At 33.6% G+C, this 16592-nt stretch carries 28 protein-coding genes; 27 read left to right on the top strand and 1 reads right to left on the bottom strand.

Features of this window, described 5'->3' with window-relative positions; all coding sequences use genetic code 11:
* Window positions 1-2: 2 nt before the first annotated feature.
* From rplX to cwlD, 27 genes are all read left to right on the top strand, one after another.
* Complete coding sequence (gene rplX, locus JHL18_RS18255) at window positions 3-317, top strand: 50S ribosomal protein L24 (RefSeq protein WP_200271877.1); 315 nt, start codon at window positions 3-5, stop codon at window positions 315-317.
* 25 nt (window positions 318-342) lie between these two features.
* Window positions 343-882 (top strand): 50S ribosomal protein L5, encoded by a 540-nt coding sequence (gene rplE / locus JHL18_RS18250; RefSeq protein ID WP_200271875.1) that lies wholly within the window; start codon window positions 343-345, stop codon window positions 880-882.
* Window positions 883-896: 14 nt separating this feature from the next.
* Window positions 897-1082 carry a type Z 30S ribosomal protein S14 gene (locus JHL18_RS18245; RefSeq protein WP_128211285.1) on the top strand — a complete coding sequence of 62 codons (186 nt, stop codon included), beginning with the start codon at window positions 897-899 and terminating at the stop codon, window positions 1080-1082.
* Window positions 1083-1115: 33 nt separating this feature from the next.
* Entirely contained in the window at window positions 1116-1514 is a 399-nt protein-coding gene (rpsH, locus tag JHL18_RS18240) for a 30S ribosomal protein S8 (protein WP_200271873.1), read from the top strand.
* Window positions 1515-1586: 72 nt separating this feature from the next.
* Window positions 1587-2129: a 50S ribosomal protein L6 gene (gene rplF / locus JHL18_RS18235; RefSeq protein ID WP_183279198.1), complete on the top strand. Its 543-nt coding sequence runs from the start codon at window positions 1587-1589 to the stop codon at window positions 2127-2129.
* A gap of 18 nt (window positions 2130-2147) precedes the next feature.
* Window positions 2148-2510 (top strand): 50S ribosomal protein L18, encoded by a 363-nt coding sequence (gene rplR, locus JHL18_RS18230; RefSeq protein WP_183279197.1) that lies wholly within the window; start codon window positions 2148-2150, stop codon window positions 2508-2510.
* A gap of 15 nt (window positions 2511-2525) precedes the next feature.
* Window positions 2526-3023 carry a 30S ribosomal protein S5 gene (gene rpsE / locus JHL18_RS18225; protein ID WP_128211289.1) on the top strand — a complete coding sequence of 166 codons (498 nt, stop codon included), beginning with the start codon at window positions 2526-2528 and terminating at the stop codon, window positions 3021-3023.
* A gap of 13 nt (window positions 3024-3036) precedes the next feature.
* Window positions 3037-3216, top strand: a complete 180-nt coding sequence (gene rpmD / locus JHL18_RS18220) for a 50S ribosomal protein L30 (protein WP_200271870.1) — start codon at window positions 3037-3039, stop codon at window positions 3214-3216.
* Window positions 3217-3236: 20 nt separating this feature from the next.
* Complete coding sequence (gene rplO, locus JHL18_RS18215; RefSeq protein ID WP_200271868.1) at window positions 3237-3677, top strand: 50S ribosomal protein L15; 441 nt, start codon at window positions 3237-3239, stop codon at window positions 3675-3677.
* A gap of 2 nt (window positions 3678-3679) precedes the next feature.
* The gene (gene secY, locus JHL18_RS18210) at window positions 3680-4957 is read left to right on the top strand and encodes a preprotein translocase subunit SecY (RefSeq protein WP_200271866.1); all 1278 of its coding nucleotides are present in this window, start codon (window positions 3680-3682) and stop codon (window positions 4955-4957) included.
* A gap of 23 nt (window positions 4958-4980) precedes the next feature.
* Entirely contained in the window at window positions 4981-5631 is a 651-nt protein-coding gene (locus JHL18_RS18205; protein WP_200271864.1) for an adenylate kinase, read from the top strand.
* Window positions 5631-6380 carry a type I methionyl aminopeptidase gene (gene map, locus JHL18_RS18200; protein ID WP_200271862.1) on the top strand — a complete coding sequence of 250 codons (750 nt, stop codon included), beginning with the start codon at window positions 5631-5633 and terminating at the stop codon, window positions 6378-6380. The genes JHL18_RS18205 and map overlap by 1 nt, the downstream gene beginning before the upstream one ends.
* Before the next feature lie 87 nt (window positions 6381-6467).
* Window positions 6468-6749: a KOW domain-containing RNA-binding protein gene (locus tag JHL18_RS18195; RefSeq protein ID WP_200271971.1), complete on the top strand. Its 282-nt coding sequence runs from the start codon at window positions 6468-6470 to the stop codon at window positions 6747-6749.
* Between the two features lie 7 nt (window positions 6750-6756).
* A complete protein-coding gene (gene infA, locus JHL18_RS18190) occupies window positions 6757-6975 on the top strand; it encodes a translation initiation factor IF-1 (protein WP_005212092.1) in 219 nt (72 codons plus the stop codon).
* Window positions 6976-7121: 146 nt separating this feature from the next.
* Window positions 7122-7235: a 50S ribosomal protein L36 gene (gene rpmJ, locus JHL18_RS18185; RefSeq protein ID WP_003373491.1), complete on the top strand. Its 114-nt coding sequence runs from the start codon at window positions 7122-7124 to the stop codon at window positions 7233-7235.
* Between the two features lie 221 nt (window positions 7236-7456).
* On the top strand, window positions 7457-7825 hold the full coding sequence (gene rpsM, locus JHL18_RS18180; protein ID WP_128211295.1) for a 30S ribosomal protein S13: 369 nt from the start codon (window positions 7457-7459) through the stop codon (window positions 7823-7825).
* A 15-nt stretch (window positions 7826-7840) separates the two neighbouring features.
* On the top strand, window positions 7841-8236 hold the full coding sequence (rpsK, locus tag JHL18_RS18175) for a 30S ribosomal protein S11 (protein ID WP_128211296.1): 396 nt from the start codon (window positions 7841-7843) through the stop codon (window positions 8234-8236).
* Window positions 8237-8261: 25 nt separating this feature from the next.
* The gene (rpsD, locus tag JHL18_RS18170; RefSeq protein WP_200271860.1) at window positions 8262-8882 is read left to right on the top strand and encodes a 30S ribosomal protein S4; all 621 of its coding nucleotides are present in this window, start codon (window positions 8262-8264) and stop codon (window positions 8880-8882) included.
* A gap of 95 nt (window positions 8883-8977) precedes the next feature.
* On the top strand, window positions 8978-9925 hold the full coding sequence (locus tag JHL18_RS18165; protein WP_183279190.1) for a DNA-directed RNA polymerase subunit alpha: 948 nt from the start codon (window positions 8978-8980) through the stop codon (window positions 9923-9925).
* Between the two features lie 16 nt (window positions 9926-9941).
* Window positions 9942-10283 carry a 50S ribosomal protein L17 gene (gene rplQ / locus JHL18_RS18160; protein WP_128211299.1) on the top strand — a complete coding sequence of 114 codons (342 nt, stop codon included), beginning with the start codon at window positions 9942-9944 and terminating at the stop codon, window positions 10281-10283.
* A 197-nt stretch (window positions 10284-10480) separates the two neighbouring features.
* Window positions 10481-11326 (top strand): energy-coupling factor transporter ATPase, encoded by an 846-nt coding sequence (locus JHL18_RS18155; protein WP_200271858.1) that lies wholly within the window; start codon window positions 10481-10483, stop codon window positions 11324-11326.
* Window positions 11311-12168, top strand: a complete 858-nt coding sequence (locus JHL18_RS18150) for an energy-coupling factor transporter ATPase (protein ID WP_200271856.1) — start codon at window positions 11311-11313, stop codon at window positions 12166-12168. Before JHL18_RS18155 ends, JHL18_RS18150 begins: the two co-directional genes overlap by 16 nt.
* A 20-nt stretch (window positions 12169-12188) precedes the next feature.
* Window positions 12189-13001 (top strand): energy-coupling factor transporter transmembrane component T family protein, encoded by an 813-nt coding sequence (locus JHL18_RS18145; RefSeq protein WP_200271854.1) that lies wholly within the window; start codon window positions 12189-12191, stop codon window positions 12999-13001.
* A gap of 13 nt (window positions 13002-13014) precedes the next feature.
* Window positions 13015-13749, top strand: a complete 735-nt coding sequence (gene truA / locus JHL18_RS18140; RefSeq protein ID WP_200271852.1) for a tRNA pseudouridine(38-40) synthase TruA — start codon at window positions 13015-13017, stop codon at window positions 13747-13749.
* Window positions 13750-13906: 157 nt separating this feature from the next.
* Window positions 13907-14341, top strand: coding sequence for a 50S ribosomal protein L13 (gene rplM, locus JHL18_RS18135; RefSeq protein ID WP_200271850.1), 435 nt, complete (start codon window positions 13907-13909; stop codon window positions 14339-14341).
* Between the two features lie 26 nt (window positions 14342-14367).
* Window positions 14368-14760, top strand: a complete 393-nt coding sequence (rpsI, locus tag JHL18_RS18130; RefSeq protein ID WP_200271848.1) for a 30S ribosomal protein S9 — start codon at window positions 14368-14370, stop codon at window positions 14758-14760.
* Window positions 14761-14909: 149 nt separating this feature from the next.
* The gene (gene cwlD / locus JHL18_RS18125; RefSeq protein ID WP_200271845.1) at window positions 14910-15605 is read left to right on the top strand and encodes an N-acetylmuramoyl-L-alanine amidase CwlD; all 696 of its coding nucleotides are present in this window, start codon (window positions 14910-14912) and stop codon (window positions 15603-15605) included.
* 158 nt (window positions 15606-15763) lie between these two features.
* Here the strand turns inward: cwlD and JHL18_RS18120 are convergent, their stop codons facing one another.
* The gene (locus JHL18_RS18120) at window positions 15764-16573 is read right to left on the bottom strand and encodes a DUF3048 C-terminal domain-containing protein (protein WP_200271843.1); all 810 of its coding nucleotides are present in this window, start codon (window positions 16571-16573) and stop codon (window positions 15764-15766) included.
* Window positions 16574-16592: the final 19 nt, after the last annotated feature.

The following is a 16592-nucleotide window of genomic DNA, read 5'->3' as shown; positions in this document are numbered from 1 at the left end:
AGATGAAGGTACATGTTAGAAAAAGCGACACTGTAGTTGTAATATCAGGTAAAGATTCAGGTAAGATCGGTGAAGTTTTACAAGTGTCACCAAAGACAGGAAAGGTTCTTGTTAAAGGTGTTAACATAGTGAGCAAACATGAAAAACCAAGCAGAACAAACATGCAAGGTGGAATAATAAAAGTTGAATCACCAATATATAGTTCAAAGGTTATGCTATATTGCGATAAATGTAAAAGCGCAACTAGAATAAGCCATAAGGTTTTAGAAGACGGAACTAAAGTAAGAGTATGTAAGAAGTGTGGAGAAACATTCTAGAATCTGAAAGGAGGTACAAAAAATTATGCCAAGACTTCAAGAAAAATATGAAAAAGAAGTAGTTCAAGCAATGATGGAAAAGTTCGGTTATAAGAATGTAATGCAAGTTCCAAAGCTTGAAAAAATAATAGTTAACATGGGAGTAGGAGAGGCTAAAGATAATCCTAAGGCCCTAGAATCAGCTGTTAGTGACTTAACAATAATAGTAGGTCAAAAACCTATTATAACAAGAGCTAAGAAGTCAGTTGCTAACTTTAAGATCAGACAAAATATGCCATTAGGATGCAAGGTTACATTAAGAAAGGCAAAGATGTATGAATTTGCTGATAAATTAGTGTCAATAGCACTTCCAAGAGTTAGAGATTTCAGAGGAGTTTCAAGCAAATCCTTTGATGGTAGAGGAAATTACTCACTAGGAATCAAGGAACAATTAATATTCCCAGAAATCGAGTACGATAAAGTTGATAAAGTTAGAGGAATGGATATTATCTTCGTTACAACTGCAAATACTGACGAAGAAGCAAGAGAATTGTTAAGATTCTTGGGAATGCCATTCGCTCAATAATAAGGAGGGTTACGATGGCACGTAAAGCAATGATTGAAAAATGGAAAAAAGAGCCTAAGTTCCAAACTAGGGCTTACACTAGATGTAGATTATGTGGCAGACCACATTCTGTACTTAAAAAATTCGGAATTTGCCGTATCTGTTTTAGAGAACTTGCTTACAAAGGAGAAATCCCTGGATGCAAGAAGGCAAGCTGGTAAAATCATTGATGTAATGAAAGGAGGCACAATATAATGGTTATGACAGATCCTATAGCAGATTTGCTAACACGTATAAGAAACGCAAATGCTGTGAGACATGAAGTAGTAGAGGTACCTTCTTCTAACATAAAGAAGGCTGTAGTAAATTTATTATTACAAGAAGGTTACATTAAGAATGTTGAAGAGTACAATGATGGTGTTGTACCAATGTTAAGAATCGCTTTAAAATACGGTTCTAACAAAGAAAGAGTTATAACTGGATTAAAGAGAATCTCTAAACCAGGTTTAAGAGTATACTGTAAGAAGGATGATATTCCTAAGGTTCTTAATGGATTAGGAGTTGCAGTAATATCTACTTCAAAAGGTATAATTGTTGATAGAGAAGCTAGAAAAGAAGGCCTAGGCGGAGAAGTTATTTGCTACGTATGGTAATTACTATCCCATATAGATAGGTTAAGTATAAATATATTAGATCGTTTATGCCAAAATACAGGAGGTGCAATTATGTCAAGAGTTGGTAGATTGCCGATAGCTATCCCTGCTGGCGTAACTGTTACTGTAACACCAGACAACGTTGTTACAGTAAAGGGTCCAAAGGGAGAGCTAGTTAAAGCTATGCACAAGGACATAACAATAGCAGTTGAAGACAACCAAGTGGTTGTTACAAGACCAAGTGATGTTAAAGAACACAGAGCTCTACATGGTTTAACAAGAGCTTTATTAAATAATATGGTTACAGGTGTAACTAATGGATTCCAAAAAACATTGGAATTAGTAGGTGTAGGTTACAGAGCACAATTACAAGGTAAGAAGCTTGTAATGAATCTTGGATACTCACACCCAGTAGAAGTAGAACCAGTTGATGGAGTAACTTTTGCTTTAGAAGGAACTACGAAAGTTTTCGTTCAAGGTATTGATAAAGAAAAAGTTGGTGCAGTTGCTGCTGATATAAGATCATGGAGAGAACCAGAACCTTACAAAGGTAAAGGTATTAAATACTCAGATGAAGTTATCAGACGTAAGGAAGGTAAGACTGGTAAGAAGTAATAGAAAGGAGTGAACCTTATGTTCAAGAAGGTAGACAGAAAAGCGTCAAGAGAAAGACGTCACCTTAGAGTACGTAAGAAAGTTTTCGGTACTTCAGCTAGACCAAGACTTTCAGTTTATAGAAGCGAAAAGAATATATATGCTCAAATCATAGATGATGTTAATGCTGTTACTTTAGCATCTGCTTCAACTCTAGATAAAGAGTTTACAGCTAAGGCTGGAAGCAACAAAGAAGCTGCAAAGTTTGTTGGCGAATTAGTTGCTAAGAGAGCTGCTGAAAAAGGCATAACAGAAGTAGTTTTTGACAGAGGCGGATATGTATATCACGGCAGAGTTCAAGAATTAGCTAATGGTGCAAGAGAAGCAGGACTAAAATTCTAATAAGGAGGGAAATACATGAGAATCGATCCTAGCACACTAGACCTTAAAGAAAAGGTTGTTTTCATAAACAGAGTTACTAAGGTTGTTAAGGGTGGTAGAAACTTCAGATTCAGCGCTTTAGTAGTTGTAGGAGATGGCAACGGACACGTAGGCGTTGGAATGGGTAAGTCAATTGAAATACCTGAAGCAATTAGAAAAGGAATTGAAGATGCTAAGAAGAACTTAGTAGAGGTTGCTATTGTTGGAACAACAGTACCTCACGAAATATATGGTAAGTTCGGAACTGGTAAGGTTCTTATAATGCCAGCTACAGAAGGTACTGGAGTTATAGCAGGAGGCCCTGCAAGATCAGTACTAGAATTAGCAGGATTAAAGGATGTTAGAGCTAAGTCATTAGGTTCTAACAACCCAAGAAACATGGTTAACGCAACAATCAACGGATTAGCTAGCTTAAGAACAGCTGAGGATATAGCTAAATTAAGAGGAAAATCCGTTGAAGAGATTTTAGGTTAGGAGGGATTAGGCGATGGCTAAACTAAAAGTAACATTAGTTAAAAGCTTAATAGGTAGAAAAAAGGACCATATCGCTACTGCAAATGCCCTTGGACTAAGAAAAATCGGTAAAACAGTAGAACATGATGAAACTGCTCAAATCAGAGGTATGATAAACAAAGTTGACTACTTGTTAAAGGTAGAAGAAGTTTAATAACAAGGAGGTGTACTTAAATGAAACTTCATGAGTTAAAACCAGCTGCTGGAAGCAAAAAAGCTCCAAAGAGAGTAGGTAGAGGTACTGGTTCAGGATTAGGAAGAAACGCTGGTAAAGGTGAAAAGGGTCAAAATTCAAGATCTGGTGGTGGTGTTAGACCAGGATTTGAAGGGGGCCAAATGCCACTTTACAGAAGACTGCCTAAAAGAGGATTTACAAACATATTTGCAAAAGAATATGTTACAATCAATGTTGAAAGATTAAACATATTTGAAAATGGAACAGAAGTTACTCCAGATTTATTACTTGAAAGAAGAGTAGTAAGTAAGGTGCTTGACGGAGTTAAGATATTAGGAAACGGAAATGTTGAGAAGAGTTTAACAGTAAAAGGTTGCAAGTTCTCAAAATCAGCGGCTGATAAAATAGTTGCTGCTGGAGGAAAAGTTGAGGTGATCTAATAATGCTATCAACCCTACGTAATGCCTGGAAGGTTCCGGAGTTAAGAAAAAGATTGATATGGACTTTTGTATTAGTTGCAATTTTCAGGATAGGAAATCATATTCCTGTTCCTGGAATTGATACAACTAGTCTTGATAACCTTACTAAGTCCGGAAGTTTATTTGGATTCTATGATTTAATTTCTGGTGGTGCTTTTAAAAGATTTAGTATATTTGCATTAGGAGTTGTTCCTTATATTAATGCATCAATCATAATGTCATTGTTGAATATTTCTATTCCTCAGCTTGAGCAACTTTCGAAAGAAGGAGAAGAGGGAAGAAAGAAGATACAAAAGATTACTAGATATGCATCAATTGTTTTTGGTTTCATAACAGCATATGGTACTTATGTTCTTATTCACAATTTAGGAGCATTAAAGACTGATACACCTTTTAATACATTCTTGATAATGTTGACATTGGTAGTTGGTTCAACCTTCTGTATGTGGTTAGGAGATCAAATAACAGTTAAAGGTATAGGAAATGGTATTTCGCTTTTAATATTTGTAAATATTATTTCTAGATTCCCTGAGACTTTAAGTGCTTTAATAGGCACTCAAAGTAAAGGTGAAACAAATATAGTTGAAGTATTTTTGTTAGCAGTAGCAGCACTTGCTTTATTAGCAGCAGTTATATTCTTATCTCTTTCTGAGAGAAGGATAACTGTACAATATGCTGGAAAAGCAGTTGGTGGTAAAGTTTATAAAGGACAATCAACTCATATTCCTTTAAGCTTAATAGGATCAACAGTTATAGCAATAATTTTTGCTATGTCAGTAATGCAATTCCCAACTGTAATTGCTCAGTTTTTCCCAACAAAGGAATGGGCTAAGTGGATTATAGCTGGAGATTGGAGCCCTTTCAATAAAGATAAGTGGTTATACTTAGTAATTTACGCTGTATTAACTATATTCTTTACTTGGTTCTATACTCAGGTTACATTTAAACCAGATGAAATGTCTGAGAATATGCATAAATCAGCAGGGTTTATTCCTGGAATAAGACCTGGGCAACCAACAGCAGATTATTTAACAAGACTTTTAGATAGAATCTCATTATTAGGTGGTATTTTTGCTGCAATTATAGCAGTATCACCACTATTAGTAGAAAATTATACAGCTTTTAAGGGTCTTTCATTTGGGGGAACATCTCTCCTAATATTAGTTAGTGTTTCACTTGAAGTTATGAGACAATTGCAGTCTCAACTTGTTATGAGACATTATCAAGGATTCCTTAAATAGATTAAACAATGGAGATGATGCCCGTGAAAATAGTATTATTAGGTCCTCCTGGTGCAGGAAAGGGAACACAGGCAAAATCAATAAGTAATAGATACTCCATTCCACATATATCTACAGGTGACATATTTAGAAAGAATATTTCTGAAAATACACCGTTAGGTGTAGAAGCTAAAAAATATATTGATGATGGTCAACTCGTGCCAGACGATGTTACTATCAATATGGTTAAAGATAGGCTTCAGCAAGAAGACTGCAAAAACGGATATCTATTAGATGGTTTTCCTAGGACAGTTCATCAAGCAGAGGCATTACAGTTATTTTTACAGGATAGAGAAGAAAATTTGGATACATCTTTATGTATTGATGTTCCAAAGGGATTTATTTTAGAAAGAATGACTGGTAGGAGAGTTTGTCCATCGTGTGGAGCTAGCTACCATATAAGATTCAACCCACCAATAGTAGCTGGCAGGTGTGATGTTTGCGGAAGTGATATCATTCAAAGAAAAGACGATGCAGAAGAGACCGTTAGGGAAAGACTAGATGTCTATGAAAGACAAACACAGCCACTGATTGATTTTTATAGCAATAGAGATATGCTGTCAGTTGTTGATGGTACTAAAGCAATCAATGAGGTCTTTGAAAGTATCTGTCGCATATTAGGGAGCGATAAGTAATGATTATATTAAAAAATGATAATGAAATCGACCTAATGAGAAAAGCAGGAAGACTTCTTGGGGAAGTATTATTACTTCTAGAAGAAAAGATAAAACCAGGAATAACTACAGCTGAACTAGATAAAATTGCAGAAGAATTTATAACTAAGCATGGAGCAAAACCATCTTTTAAAGGCTTATATGGATTTCCTAGTTCACTTTGTATATCGGTTAATGAAGTTGTAGTTCATGGATTTCCAGGAAAGTACAGATTAAAAGAAGGGGATATAATAAGCGTTGATGGTGGTGTCTTTTTAAATGGATATCATAGCGATGCTGCTAGAACCTTTGCTGTAGGTGAAATTTCTGATCAAGCAAGAAAATTAATAGATGTTACTAAAGAAAGTTTCTTTAAAGGAATAGAAAAAGCTCATGTAGGAAATAGATTGACAGATATATCTTATGATATTCAGCAATATGTTGAATCAAATGGATTTTCTGTAGTACGTGATTATGTAGGACACGGCATTGGTAAGGATGTGCATGAGGATCCTGAAGTTCCTAATTTCGGGCGTCCAGGTAGAGGTCCTAAACTTACTGAAGGTATGGTTTTAGCAATTGAACCTATGGTTAATATAGGGGATTATCATGTTAAAACATTATCTGATGATTGGACTGTAGTAACAGTTGATGGTAGCTTATCAGCGCACTATGAGAACACTGTAGCTATACTACCAAATGGCCCTGAAATATTGACACTGATAAAATAAATACGTGTTGCTTAGTTATAAATTCACATCTTGCCATTTTATTGGCTATGTTGATTTATGGCTAAGGTAATCATCGAGGTGAAAACTTTGCAAAAAGACACTTTAATTGGCAAGATGGTATTTTCAAAAGCAGGAAGAGATGAAGATAAACCATATGTAATTGTTAATCAATTAAATGAGGAATATGTTTTGCTTGCTAATGGAAATACAAAAACATTAGAAATGCCAAAGAAAAAGAAACTAAAACACTTAGTTTTAACTAATAAAGTGGATGAACATGTTAAGGAATGTATATTATCAAAAGATAATACTACAGATCTTAAATTAAAAAGATTTTTAAAACTTAATGGCATTGTCAAGGAGGTCTGATTACCTTATGTCAAAAGATGATGTAATAGAAATGCAGGGCGTGGTGCTAGAAGCACTACCAAATGCTATGTTTCAGGTTGAGTTAGAAAGCGGACATAAGATATTAGCACATATCTCAGGAAAGCTTAGAATGAACTTTATAAGAATTCTACCAGGAGATAAAGTTACTATTGAACTTTCTCCATATGATTTAACTAGAGGTAGAATAACTTGGAGAGCGAAATAATATTCTTAAGTGTTTTTAATATTTTGTGTTAACAAATCAAATTAATAGCAATCAAATTTTGCTAGCGAAAATACTATTCAGAGTAGTTTAAAGATAATATATGATATTATCTTTGGACCTCTAAAGGAATACGAGGAGGGTTAGCGATGAAGGTAAGACCATCAGTTAAGCCTATTTGCGAAAAGTGCAAAGTTATAAAAAGAAAAGGAAGAGTAATGGTAATCTGTGAAAATCCTAAGCACAAGCAAAAACAAGGCTAATAAGAAAATATAAGAAATTAAAAATAATTTACATTAGTATAAAAGTATTTGTTGACTTTTTGCTAAAACTAAAATAAGATTATATAGGTATTTTCTTAATGCTAATGAATTTTAGGTGCGGCTGACTATAGGCGTTACCTATAGACCTAAAATTTTTTATATAAAATATGAATTAAAAACTTTAGTAAACGCATTTCAATTACCAGGAGGTGTAACTTTTAATGGCAAGAATAGCAGGTGTTGACCTACCAAGAGAAAAAAGAGTTGAAATAGGTCTAACTTATATATATGGAATAGGACTACCTACTTCACACAAAATTCTTGAAGCAACAGGAGTAAATCCTGATACAAGAGTTAAGGATCTTACTGAAGAAGAAGTAAACGCAGTAAGAGATTACATCAACAAGAACTTAAATGTTGAAGGTGATCTAAGAAGAGACATTGCGTTAAACATAAAGAGATTAGTTGAAATTGGTTCTTACAGAGGAATTAGACACAGAAGAGGTCTTCCAGTAAGAGGTCAAAAGACTAAGACTAATGCTAGAACAAGAAAAGGTCCTAAGAAGACTATAGCTAACAAGAAGAAATAGTGAGGAGGGAAGACAATGGCAGCTCAAAAGGTTAAGAAGACAAGAAGAAGAAAAGAGAGAAAGAATGTTGAACATGGTGCTGCACACATCAAGTCAACTTTCAATAACTCTATTGTTACTTTAACTGATGTTCAAGGTAATGCATTATCATGGGCAAGTGCAGGTGGATTAGGTTTTAGAGGCTCAAGAAAGAGCACTCCATATGCAGCTCAAATGGCAGCAGAAACTGCTGCAAAGGCAGCAATGGAACATGGTTTAAAGAGTGTTGAAGTTTATGTTAAAGGTCCAGGAGCTGGTAGAGAAGCAGCAATTAGATCTTTACAAGCAGCAGGTCTTGAAGTTACATTAATAAAAGATGTTACTCCAATACCACACAACGGATGTAGACCACCAAAAAGAAGAAGAGTATAGTTTACGTAATTAGGAGGTGTAATTAATGGCAAGATATACTGGAGCTACATGCAGATTATGTAGAAGAGAAGGTATGAAACTATTCCTTAAAGGGGATAGATGCTATACAGACAAATGCGCATTTGTTAGAAGAAGTTATGCACCAGGACAGCATGGAGCAAGCAAGAAAAAACTTTCTAACTATGGCGTACAATTAAGAGAAAAGCAAAAAGCAAAGAGAATATATGGTGTTCTTGAAAGCCAATTCTCAACATATTATAAAAGAGCTGAAAAATTAAGAGGAATTTCAGGTGAAAACCTATTAAGACTTCTTGAATTAAGACTTGATAATGTTGCATTCAGATTAGGATACGGCGCATCAAGAGTAGAAGCTAGACAATTAGTTAACCATGGTCATTTCTTAGTAAATGGTAAGAAGGTTGACATTGCATCATACAAGTTATCAGTAAATGACGTTGTAACTGTATCAGAAAAAAGCAGAGCTTCTGAGAAGTTCAAAGTTTTTGCTGAAAATCCAAAGCCATTACCAAAATGGTTAACAGGAAACCCTGACAACTTTGAAGGAAAAGTTGTAGCTGAGCCTGCAAGAGAGGACATCGATGTTCCAGTTAATGAAACACTGATCGTCGAACTATACAGCAAGTAACAGTAATATTTGTATAGGTTTTTTAATCTTTGCAGATATAGGATCAGTTGCCCTCACAATAAGGTTGCCATTTTATATAAAAGGAGGGTTTGTTAATGTTAGAAATAGAAAAGCCAATAATCGAATGTGTTGAATCTAGCGATGACGGTACTTATGGTAAATTTGTTATTGAACCGCTAGAAAGAGGTTATGGAACAACTCTTGGTAATGCATTAAGAAGAATATTACTTTCTTCTTTACCAGGAGCTGCACCAACATCAGTAAAAATTGATGGTGTAGTTCATGAGTTTTCTACAGTAACTGGTGTAAAGGAAGATGTTACAGAATTAATTCTTAATATGAAATCCTTAGCTCTTAGAATGACTGGAGATGGCCCAAAGACTATATATATTGATGCAAAAGGACCTGGAGTAGTTACAGGTGCTGATATAAAGACTGATGGTGATGTAGAAGTTGTTAGCGAAGATTTACATATTGCAACTTTAGATGAAAATGCTAAGTTGTATGTGGAAATTACCGTTAATAGAGGAAGAGGGTATGTTTCCCAAAATAAAAATAAGAGCGACAATCTTCCAATAGGTTCTATTGCAATGGACTCAATATATACCCCTGTAAAAAGAGTTAATTTCACAGTTGAAAATACTAGAGTTGGCCAAATCACAGATTATGATAAATTAACTTTAGAAGTTTGGACTAATGGAACAATAAAGATTGAGGAAGCTATAAGCTTATCTGCAAAGATTCTTATAGAGCACTTCAAATTATTTATGACTCTTACAGACAACACTAATGATGTTGAAATAATGATCGAAAAAGAAGAAGATAATAAAGAAAAAGTACTTGAAATGACTATAGAGGAGCTTGATTTATCAGTTAGATCATATAACTGTTTAAAGAGAGCTGGTATAAACACTGTTCAAGAGCTTGCTCAAAGATCAATGGATGATATGATGAAGGTAAGAAACCTTGGTAAGAAGTCCCTTGAAGAAGTTGAAAGAAAGCTTAAAGAATTGGGTTTAGGTCTTAGATTAAATGACGAGTAGGTAAGGAGGTAAAGCTATGGCAGGATATCGTAAGTTAGGTCGTCCTACTGATCAGAGAAAAGCTATGCTAAGAAACCTTGTTACAAGCTTCTTAAAGCATGGTAAAATAGAAACAACTGAAACAAGAGCTAAAGAAGCTAGAAGTCTTGCAGAAAAAATGATCACTCTTGCAAAAAGAGGAGATCTTCATGCAAGAAGACAGGTTTTGTCTTTTGTTACTGAAGAAGCAGTAGTGAAGAACTTATTTGAAAATGTTGCTCCAAAATACACTGAGAGAAACGGTGGTTATACAAGAATGTATAAAGTTGGCCCAAGAAGAGGCGACGGAGCTGAAATAGTTATACTTGAATTAGTATAATTTACTGGGGATTAAGTTACGGCTTAGTCCCCATTTTAACATATAATTTTATTTAGATGTATATTCATGTGTAAACAGTATAGAAAACTACTCTTTTATAAAGTATAATAGACAATAGATATTGTCCACATTATAAAACTTATTCAGCTATTAGTAAGCTTTATAATGTGATTAGAATTAATTATGGAGGAATTTCAATGAGTGATAAGATGGTTGAATGTACAGATCTCACTTTTAAATATGTAAATAGTGAAAATGGGGAAGAAAAGTACGCTATTAATGGTGTTAACTTAAGTGTAAAAAAAGGTGAATTCTTAGTTGTGCTTGGCCATAATGGCTCGGGAAAATCTACCATTGCCAAACATATAAATGCATTACTTCTTCCTAGTGGAGGAAAAGTGTATGTAGATGGAATTGACACATCTGATGTAAATAATACTTGGGAAGTAAGAAAAAGAGCAGGAATGGTGTTTCAGAATCCAGATAATCAAATGGTAGCTACTATTGTAGAAGAAGATGTAGCTTTTGGACCTGAAAATTTGGGGATAGAACCTTCAGAAATAAGAAGAAGAGTTGATGACAGCTTAAAGAAGGTTGAAATGTATGAATATAGGAAGCATGCGCCTCATCTCTTATCAGGAGGACAAAAACAAAGAATTGCTATAGCTGGTATTCTGGCCATGAGGCCACAATGCATAATATTAGATGAACCTACCGCTATGCTAGACCCTATAGGTAGAAAAGAGGTTATAAGTACTATAAAAGATGTTAATAAGAATTATGGAATAACTATAATTCTAATAACTCATTATATGGATGAAGCTGCTGAAGCTGATAGAATAATAGTTATGGATCAAGGTAAGGTAATGATGGAAGGTGTTCCAAGAGAGGTATTTTCTCAAGTTGAAACTATGAAGAAGATAGGATTGGATGTTCCTCAAGTTACGGAACTAGCTTATGAGCTTCAAAAATCAGGAATAAATATAGGCACTAAAATATTAAATGTAGATGAGATGGTGGATGCATTATGTCAATTAAAATAGAAAACTTAACTCATATATATATGCCAAAATCACCTTTTGAAAAAAAAGCATTAGATGATGTATCATTAGAGATAATGGATGGACAGTTTGTAGCACTTATAGGTCATACGGGATCAGGTAAATCAACGCTTATTCAGCATCTAAATGGATTATTGAAACCAACTAGCGGGAAAATAATTGTTGATGATATAGATATAACTAAAAAAGGTGTAAAGTTATCAGATATAAGAAAAAAAATAGGACTTGTGTTCCAGTATCCAGAATATCAGCTTTTTGAAGAGACTATAGAGAAGGATATACAGTTTGGACCAAGAAATTTAGGCCTATCAGATGATGAGATAGATAAAAGAACTAAGAGAGCCATGAAAATGGTTGGTTTAGATTATGAGATGTATAAGGATAAATCACCATTTGAACTAAGTGGAGGCCAAAAAAGAAGAGTTGCTATAGCTGGAGTTGTGGCTATGGAGCCTAAAATATTAATATTAGATGAACCTACTGCTGGATTAGATCCTAAGGGCAGAGATGAGATACTAGAGCAGATAAACATACTACATAAGGAATATAATATGACTATAATACTGGTAAGCCATAGCATGGAAGATGTTGCAAAACTGGCTGACAGAGTAATAGTAATGAATAAAGGTAAATCTATACTAGATGGTATTCCTTCCGAAATATTTAATAAAATAGACGTATTAGAAGAAGTAGGATTAGCTGCACCACAGGTAACTTACTTAGTTAGAGAATTAAGAAATAGAGGATTTAATATAAGTAGTAGTGTATTTACAGTAGAACAAGCTAAACAAGAGTTATTACAATATATAAAGAATAATAAGTAGGAAGGGAGATTAGGGATATTATGCTAAAAGAAATTACAATAGGCCAGTATATACCTGGTGATTCGTTCATACATAAGTTAGATCCAAGAACTAAAATATTGATATCCATGCTTTTTATAGTTTCTCTTTTTATTATGAATAAATATGTTGGATATATTTTTGTTACAGCTTTCTTATGTGCGTCAATAATATTTTCACAAGTTCATGTAAGATTTTTGTATAAAGGTTTGAAACCTGTTTTTGTACTTATTTTGATAACTGCTGCATTAAATATCTTTATGATACAAGGTAAATCAGAAAATTTACTTTTTGCTTGGAACTTCCTTAAAGTATATAAAGAGGGAATAGATACTGCAGTGTTTATGACTCTTAGACTTATATTCTTAATTTTAGGAACATCTCTATTAACACTAACTACATCTCCAATAGAGTTAACTGATGGAATTGAGAATCTTCTTAATCCATTTAAGAAAATAGGGGTTCCAGCACATGAGCTTGCAATGATGATGACTATAGCATTGAGATTTATACCAACTTTAATGGATGAAACTGATAAGATAATGAAAGCTCAGCAAGCTAGAGGAGCAGATTTTGAATCAGGTAATGTAATACAGAAATCAAAGAGTTTGATTCCTTTATTAGTTCCACTATTCATAAGTTCATTTAGAAGAGCTGATGAGCTTGCTATGGCTATGGAAGCTAGATGCTATAGAGGTGGAGAAGGAAGAACAAGAATGAAGCAGTTAAAGTATGAAGCTAGGGATGTTGTAGCATATGCCATAATATTGGCTTTACTGGTAATAAGTTTTTACGTTAGATTTGGAATAAGATGATTAGGTGATTTGTTTGAGAAATATTAAACTTGTTTTAGAGTATGATGGAACTGGTTATAATGGATGGCAAAAACAGAAACATGGACTGACTATACAAGATAAGTTAGATAAGGCAATAAGAACTCTAACTAAAGAAGAAGTAGAGACCCTAGGAAGCTCTAGAACTGATTCTGGAGTGCATGCAAGAGGTTATGTGGTAAACTTTAAGACTGACAGTAGTATACCTGCTGAGAGGTTTAAGTATGCACTTAATACGAAGCTACCGGATGATATCCTAGTTGTATCGTCCGAGGAAGTTTCGCTGGATTTTCATGCTAGATATTCATCAAAGGGAAAAATGTATAGTTATACGATAAGGAACAATGAAATACCGACTGTTATAGGGAAAAACTTTTTTTACAATTATGAAAAAAAACTAGATATAGAAGCAATAAGATTAGCAGCTCAATATTTTTTGGGAACTCATGATTTTAAGGCTTTTCAAAATAAAGGTGGATCAGTAAAGACCAGTGTTAGAACAATAACTAAGCTAGACATTGAAGTAAATGATGATATTATTAAATTTTATGTAGCTGGTAATGGTTTTTTATATAATATGGTTAGAATAATGGTAGGTACCTTAATAATGGTTGGCATACATAAGATTGAGCCTAGTGATGTAAAGAAAATTATATTAGATGGAATAAGACAGCAAGCTGGAAAACCTGCGCCAGCTTGTGGATTATGTTTAGAAAAAGTTTTTTACTAAATTATTGATAAAATTTATTGACACGCCCGTAAGCGTGTATTATAATAGTCTATGTTCGTGAGATACGTGTATAAGATCCACTTAGCATGGATCTTGACATTATAGATTTGACTATATGCGTAAGCAAGCTTTAAAGAAAGTTCAGGGAGGGAAAACGATGAAATCATACAATGCGAAAGCTAATGAAGTTGAAAGAAAATGGTATGTCGTTGATGCTGCTGGAAAGCCACTAGGAAGAGTTGCTAGCCAAGTTGCTTCAATATTAAGAGGTAAGAATAAGCCAACATTTACTCCAAATGTTGATTGCGGAGATTTTGTAATAATTATAAATGCAGAAAAGGTTCTTTTAACTGGAAAGAAATTAGATCAAAAGTTTTTAAGAAAGCACAGTCTTTATCCAGGTGGATTAAAAGAAACTCCATATAGAGAAGTTTTAGATAAGAAACCTGAATTTGCATTTGAAGAAGCTGTAAGAAGAATGCTTCCAAAAGGAGTTTTAGGAAGAAAAATGCTTACAAAGCTAAAAGTTTTTAGAGGTGCAGAACATAACCATGCAGCTCAAAATCCAGAAGTACTTGAATTAAAGTACTAATTTGACGCTCGGGAGGAGGATTAGAAATGGCAAAGGTTCAATACATGGCTACTGGAAGAAGAAAGAAATCAGTTGCAAGAGTTAGACTTGTTGCAGGTGAAGGTAAGGTAGTAATCAACAGCAAAGATATAGAAACATATTTTGGTTTAGAAACTTTAAGAGTTATAGTTAATCAACCATTAGTATTAACTGGAACTAAAGATAAATTTGATGTTATAGTTAATGTACATGGTGGTGGACTTACAGGTCAAGCAGGAGCTATAAGACATGGTATTTCAAGAGCTCTAGTTAAATCTGATGAAGCAGTTAAGCCAGAAATAAAGAAGGCAGGATTCTTAACAAGAGATCCAAGAATGAAGGAAAGAAAGAAATACGGTCTTAAGAAAGCTAGAAGATCACCACAGTTCTCAAAGAGATAGTATTTCAAAAAAAGAGGAGCATTCCTCTTTTTTTTTATACGCAAAATTATGATTGGCAGGTATGTCTATTGATATTCTTTTAATATAATGAATAAATCTATAAAAGCTGCAAAAAATACTATAGATATATCGTATTTATGGAGGTAATTATGAGAAAGCGTATAGCTGTATTATTTGTTTGCATAATTGTATTTTTAACTAATACTGTAATTGTTAATGCAGTAGAAGACAAATCGAAACAAACACAAAAAATAGTATTAATAGATGCAGGACATGGTGGAATTGATGGCGGTGCTAAATCAAAGAATGGGACTATAGAAAAAGATATTAACCTATCTATATCCTTAAAGCTTAAGGATTATTTAGAGAAGAAAAATTATAAGGTATATATGACAAGAGAAGACGACAGTGGGTTATATGAAAAAGGAAATTCAGTGAGATCAAAAAAAGTAGAAGATTTAACTAATAGAGTTAAATTGAAAGAAAGTACGAAGTGCGATATATTCATAAGCATACATCAGAATATGTTTCCTCAAAGTAAATACTATGGAGCACAGGTATGGCACGCAAGCAATGAGGAAAGTAAAAAGCTAGGTGATATAATTCAAAGTTCGCTAGTTGAGACAGTAGATAAAGATAATAAGAGAATAGCCAAAGCGGCCGGAGATCAATATAAAATACTAAGAGATAACTTAGGTATACCAAGTGTTATAGTTGAATGTGGTTTTTTGTCTAATCCAAATGAAGAACAGTTATTAAAAACAGAAGACCATCAAAAAAAATTAGCTGAGGCAATTAGCAGCGGAATAGATAAGTACTTTCAGTCTAAAAATGGTGTTGAATAATCAAATTTCCTAGGAAATAATGTTATCGTACAAATATATAGAGATTGTTTCAAAGTGATTAGTATCTAAAAAACTCTGAAACAGTCTCTTTTTATATTATTTAGGATGATGTGTTATACATAAGCTTTGTACATACTACAATTTCTTCTAAGATAGAACTATTTTTTTACGAGGTATTTTGATGTTATTATGTTTGTTGAGCTATCAGTGACTACCCAATAGGTATTTCCACGAATTAATGTTAATGGAGTAACTCCATCGCTTAAGAAAAAGTTGTTATCTCTCCAAAATAATTTTTGAACCTTCCCACCTGTAAACAAGAATCCGTCGCCTTCGCCTTTATGAGAAAATATATCTTCGTGGTTTATATTTTTTTCATCTACGTATTGAATGACTAAATTTGTAAAAGAAAGTTCTTTGTTTGTAACAACATTTTTTTCTGTTATAGGACCATTATAATGAACATAGTTTTCTCCATTATATGTAAAACTAGAGGAAACGCCTGGTTTATACTCAACAAAAACAGTGTCGCAATTTGATTTAAAATTAAGTTTATACAAGTCTACCTTGTCCATAAAATTGAAATGTGGTATGTCTTTTAGTGTTAGATTTTTAATCACATCTATAGAATCATTTCTCTCAATCTTCTTATTATAAAAAACTGCCCAATATTCTATATAATTGCTTTCCTTATTGAAGGTTTCATAGACTATATCACTTATTGTTACATTAGTTAGATCTTTTATTTTTACGGGAGAATACTTAATACCAATCACTGAATTTGATGACCCAACCTCTGCAATCCGTTCACCTGTTATTGGTGATACACTAATACTGTTATGGGGAACTGAATTGGTCTTGTCCTTGTTCGCTATATGATAGAAATCATAAAATACAATTAGCAATAGTATTACTATCAATCCGTATATTATTATGTCATAAAGTTTGGAGGAAAGTTTTGGTTTCATGTCTACTCCTTAAAATAAT

Source organism: Clostridium yunnanense, from assembly GCF_016595795.1.
In the GTDB taxonomy this organism is placed as follows: domain Bacteria; phylum Bacillota; class Clostridia; order Clostridiales; family Clostridiaceae; genus Clostridium_AR; species Clostridium_AR yunnanense.
Note: the sequence above shows the minus strand (reverse complement) of the source record. Positions and strands in the feature narration are given on the sequence as shown.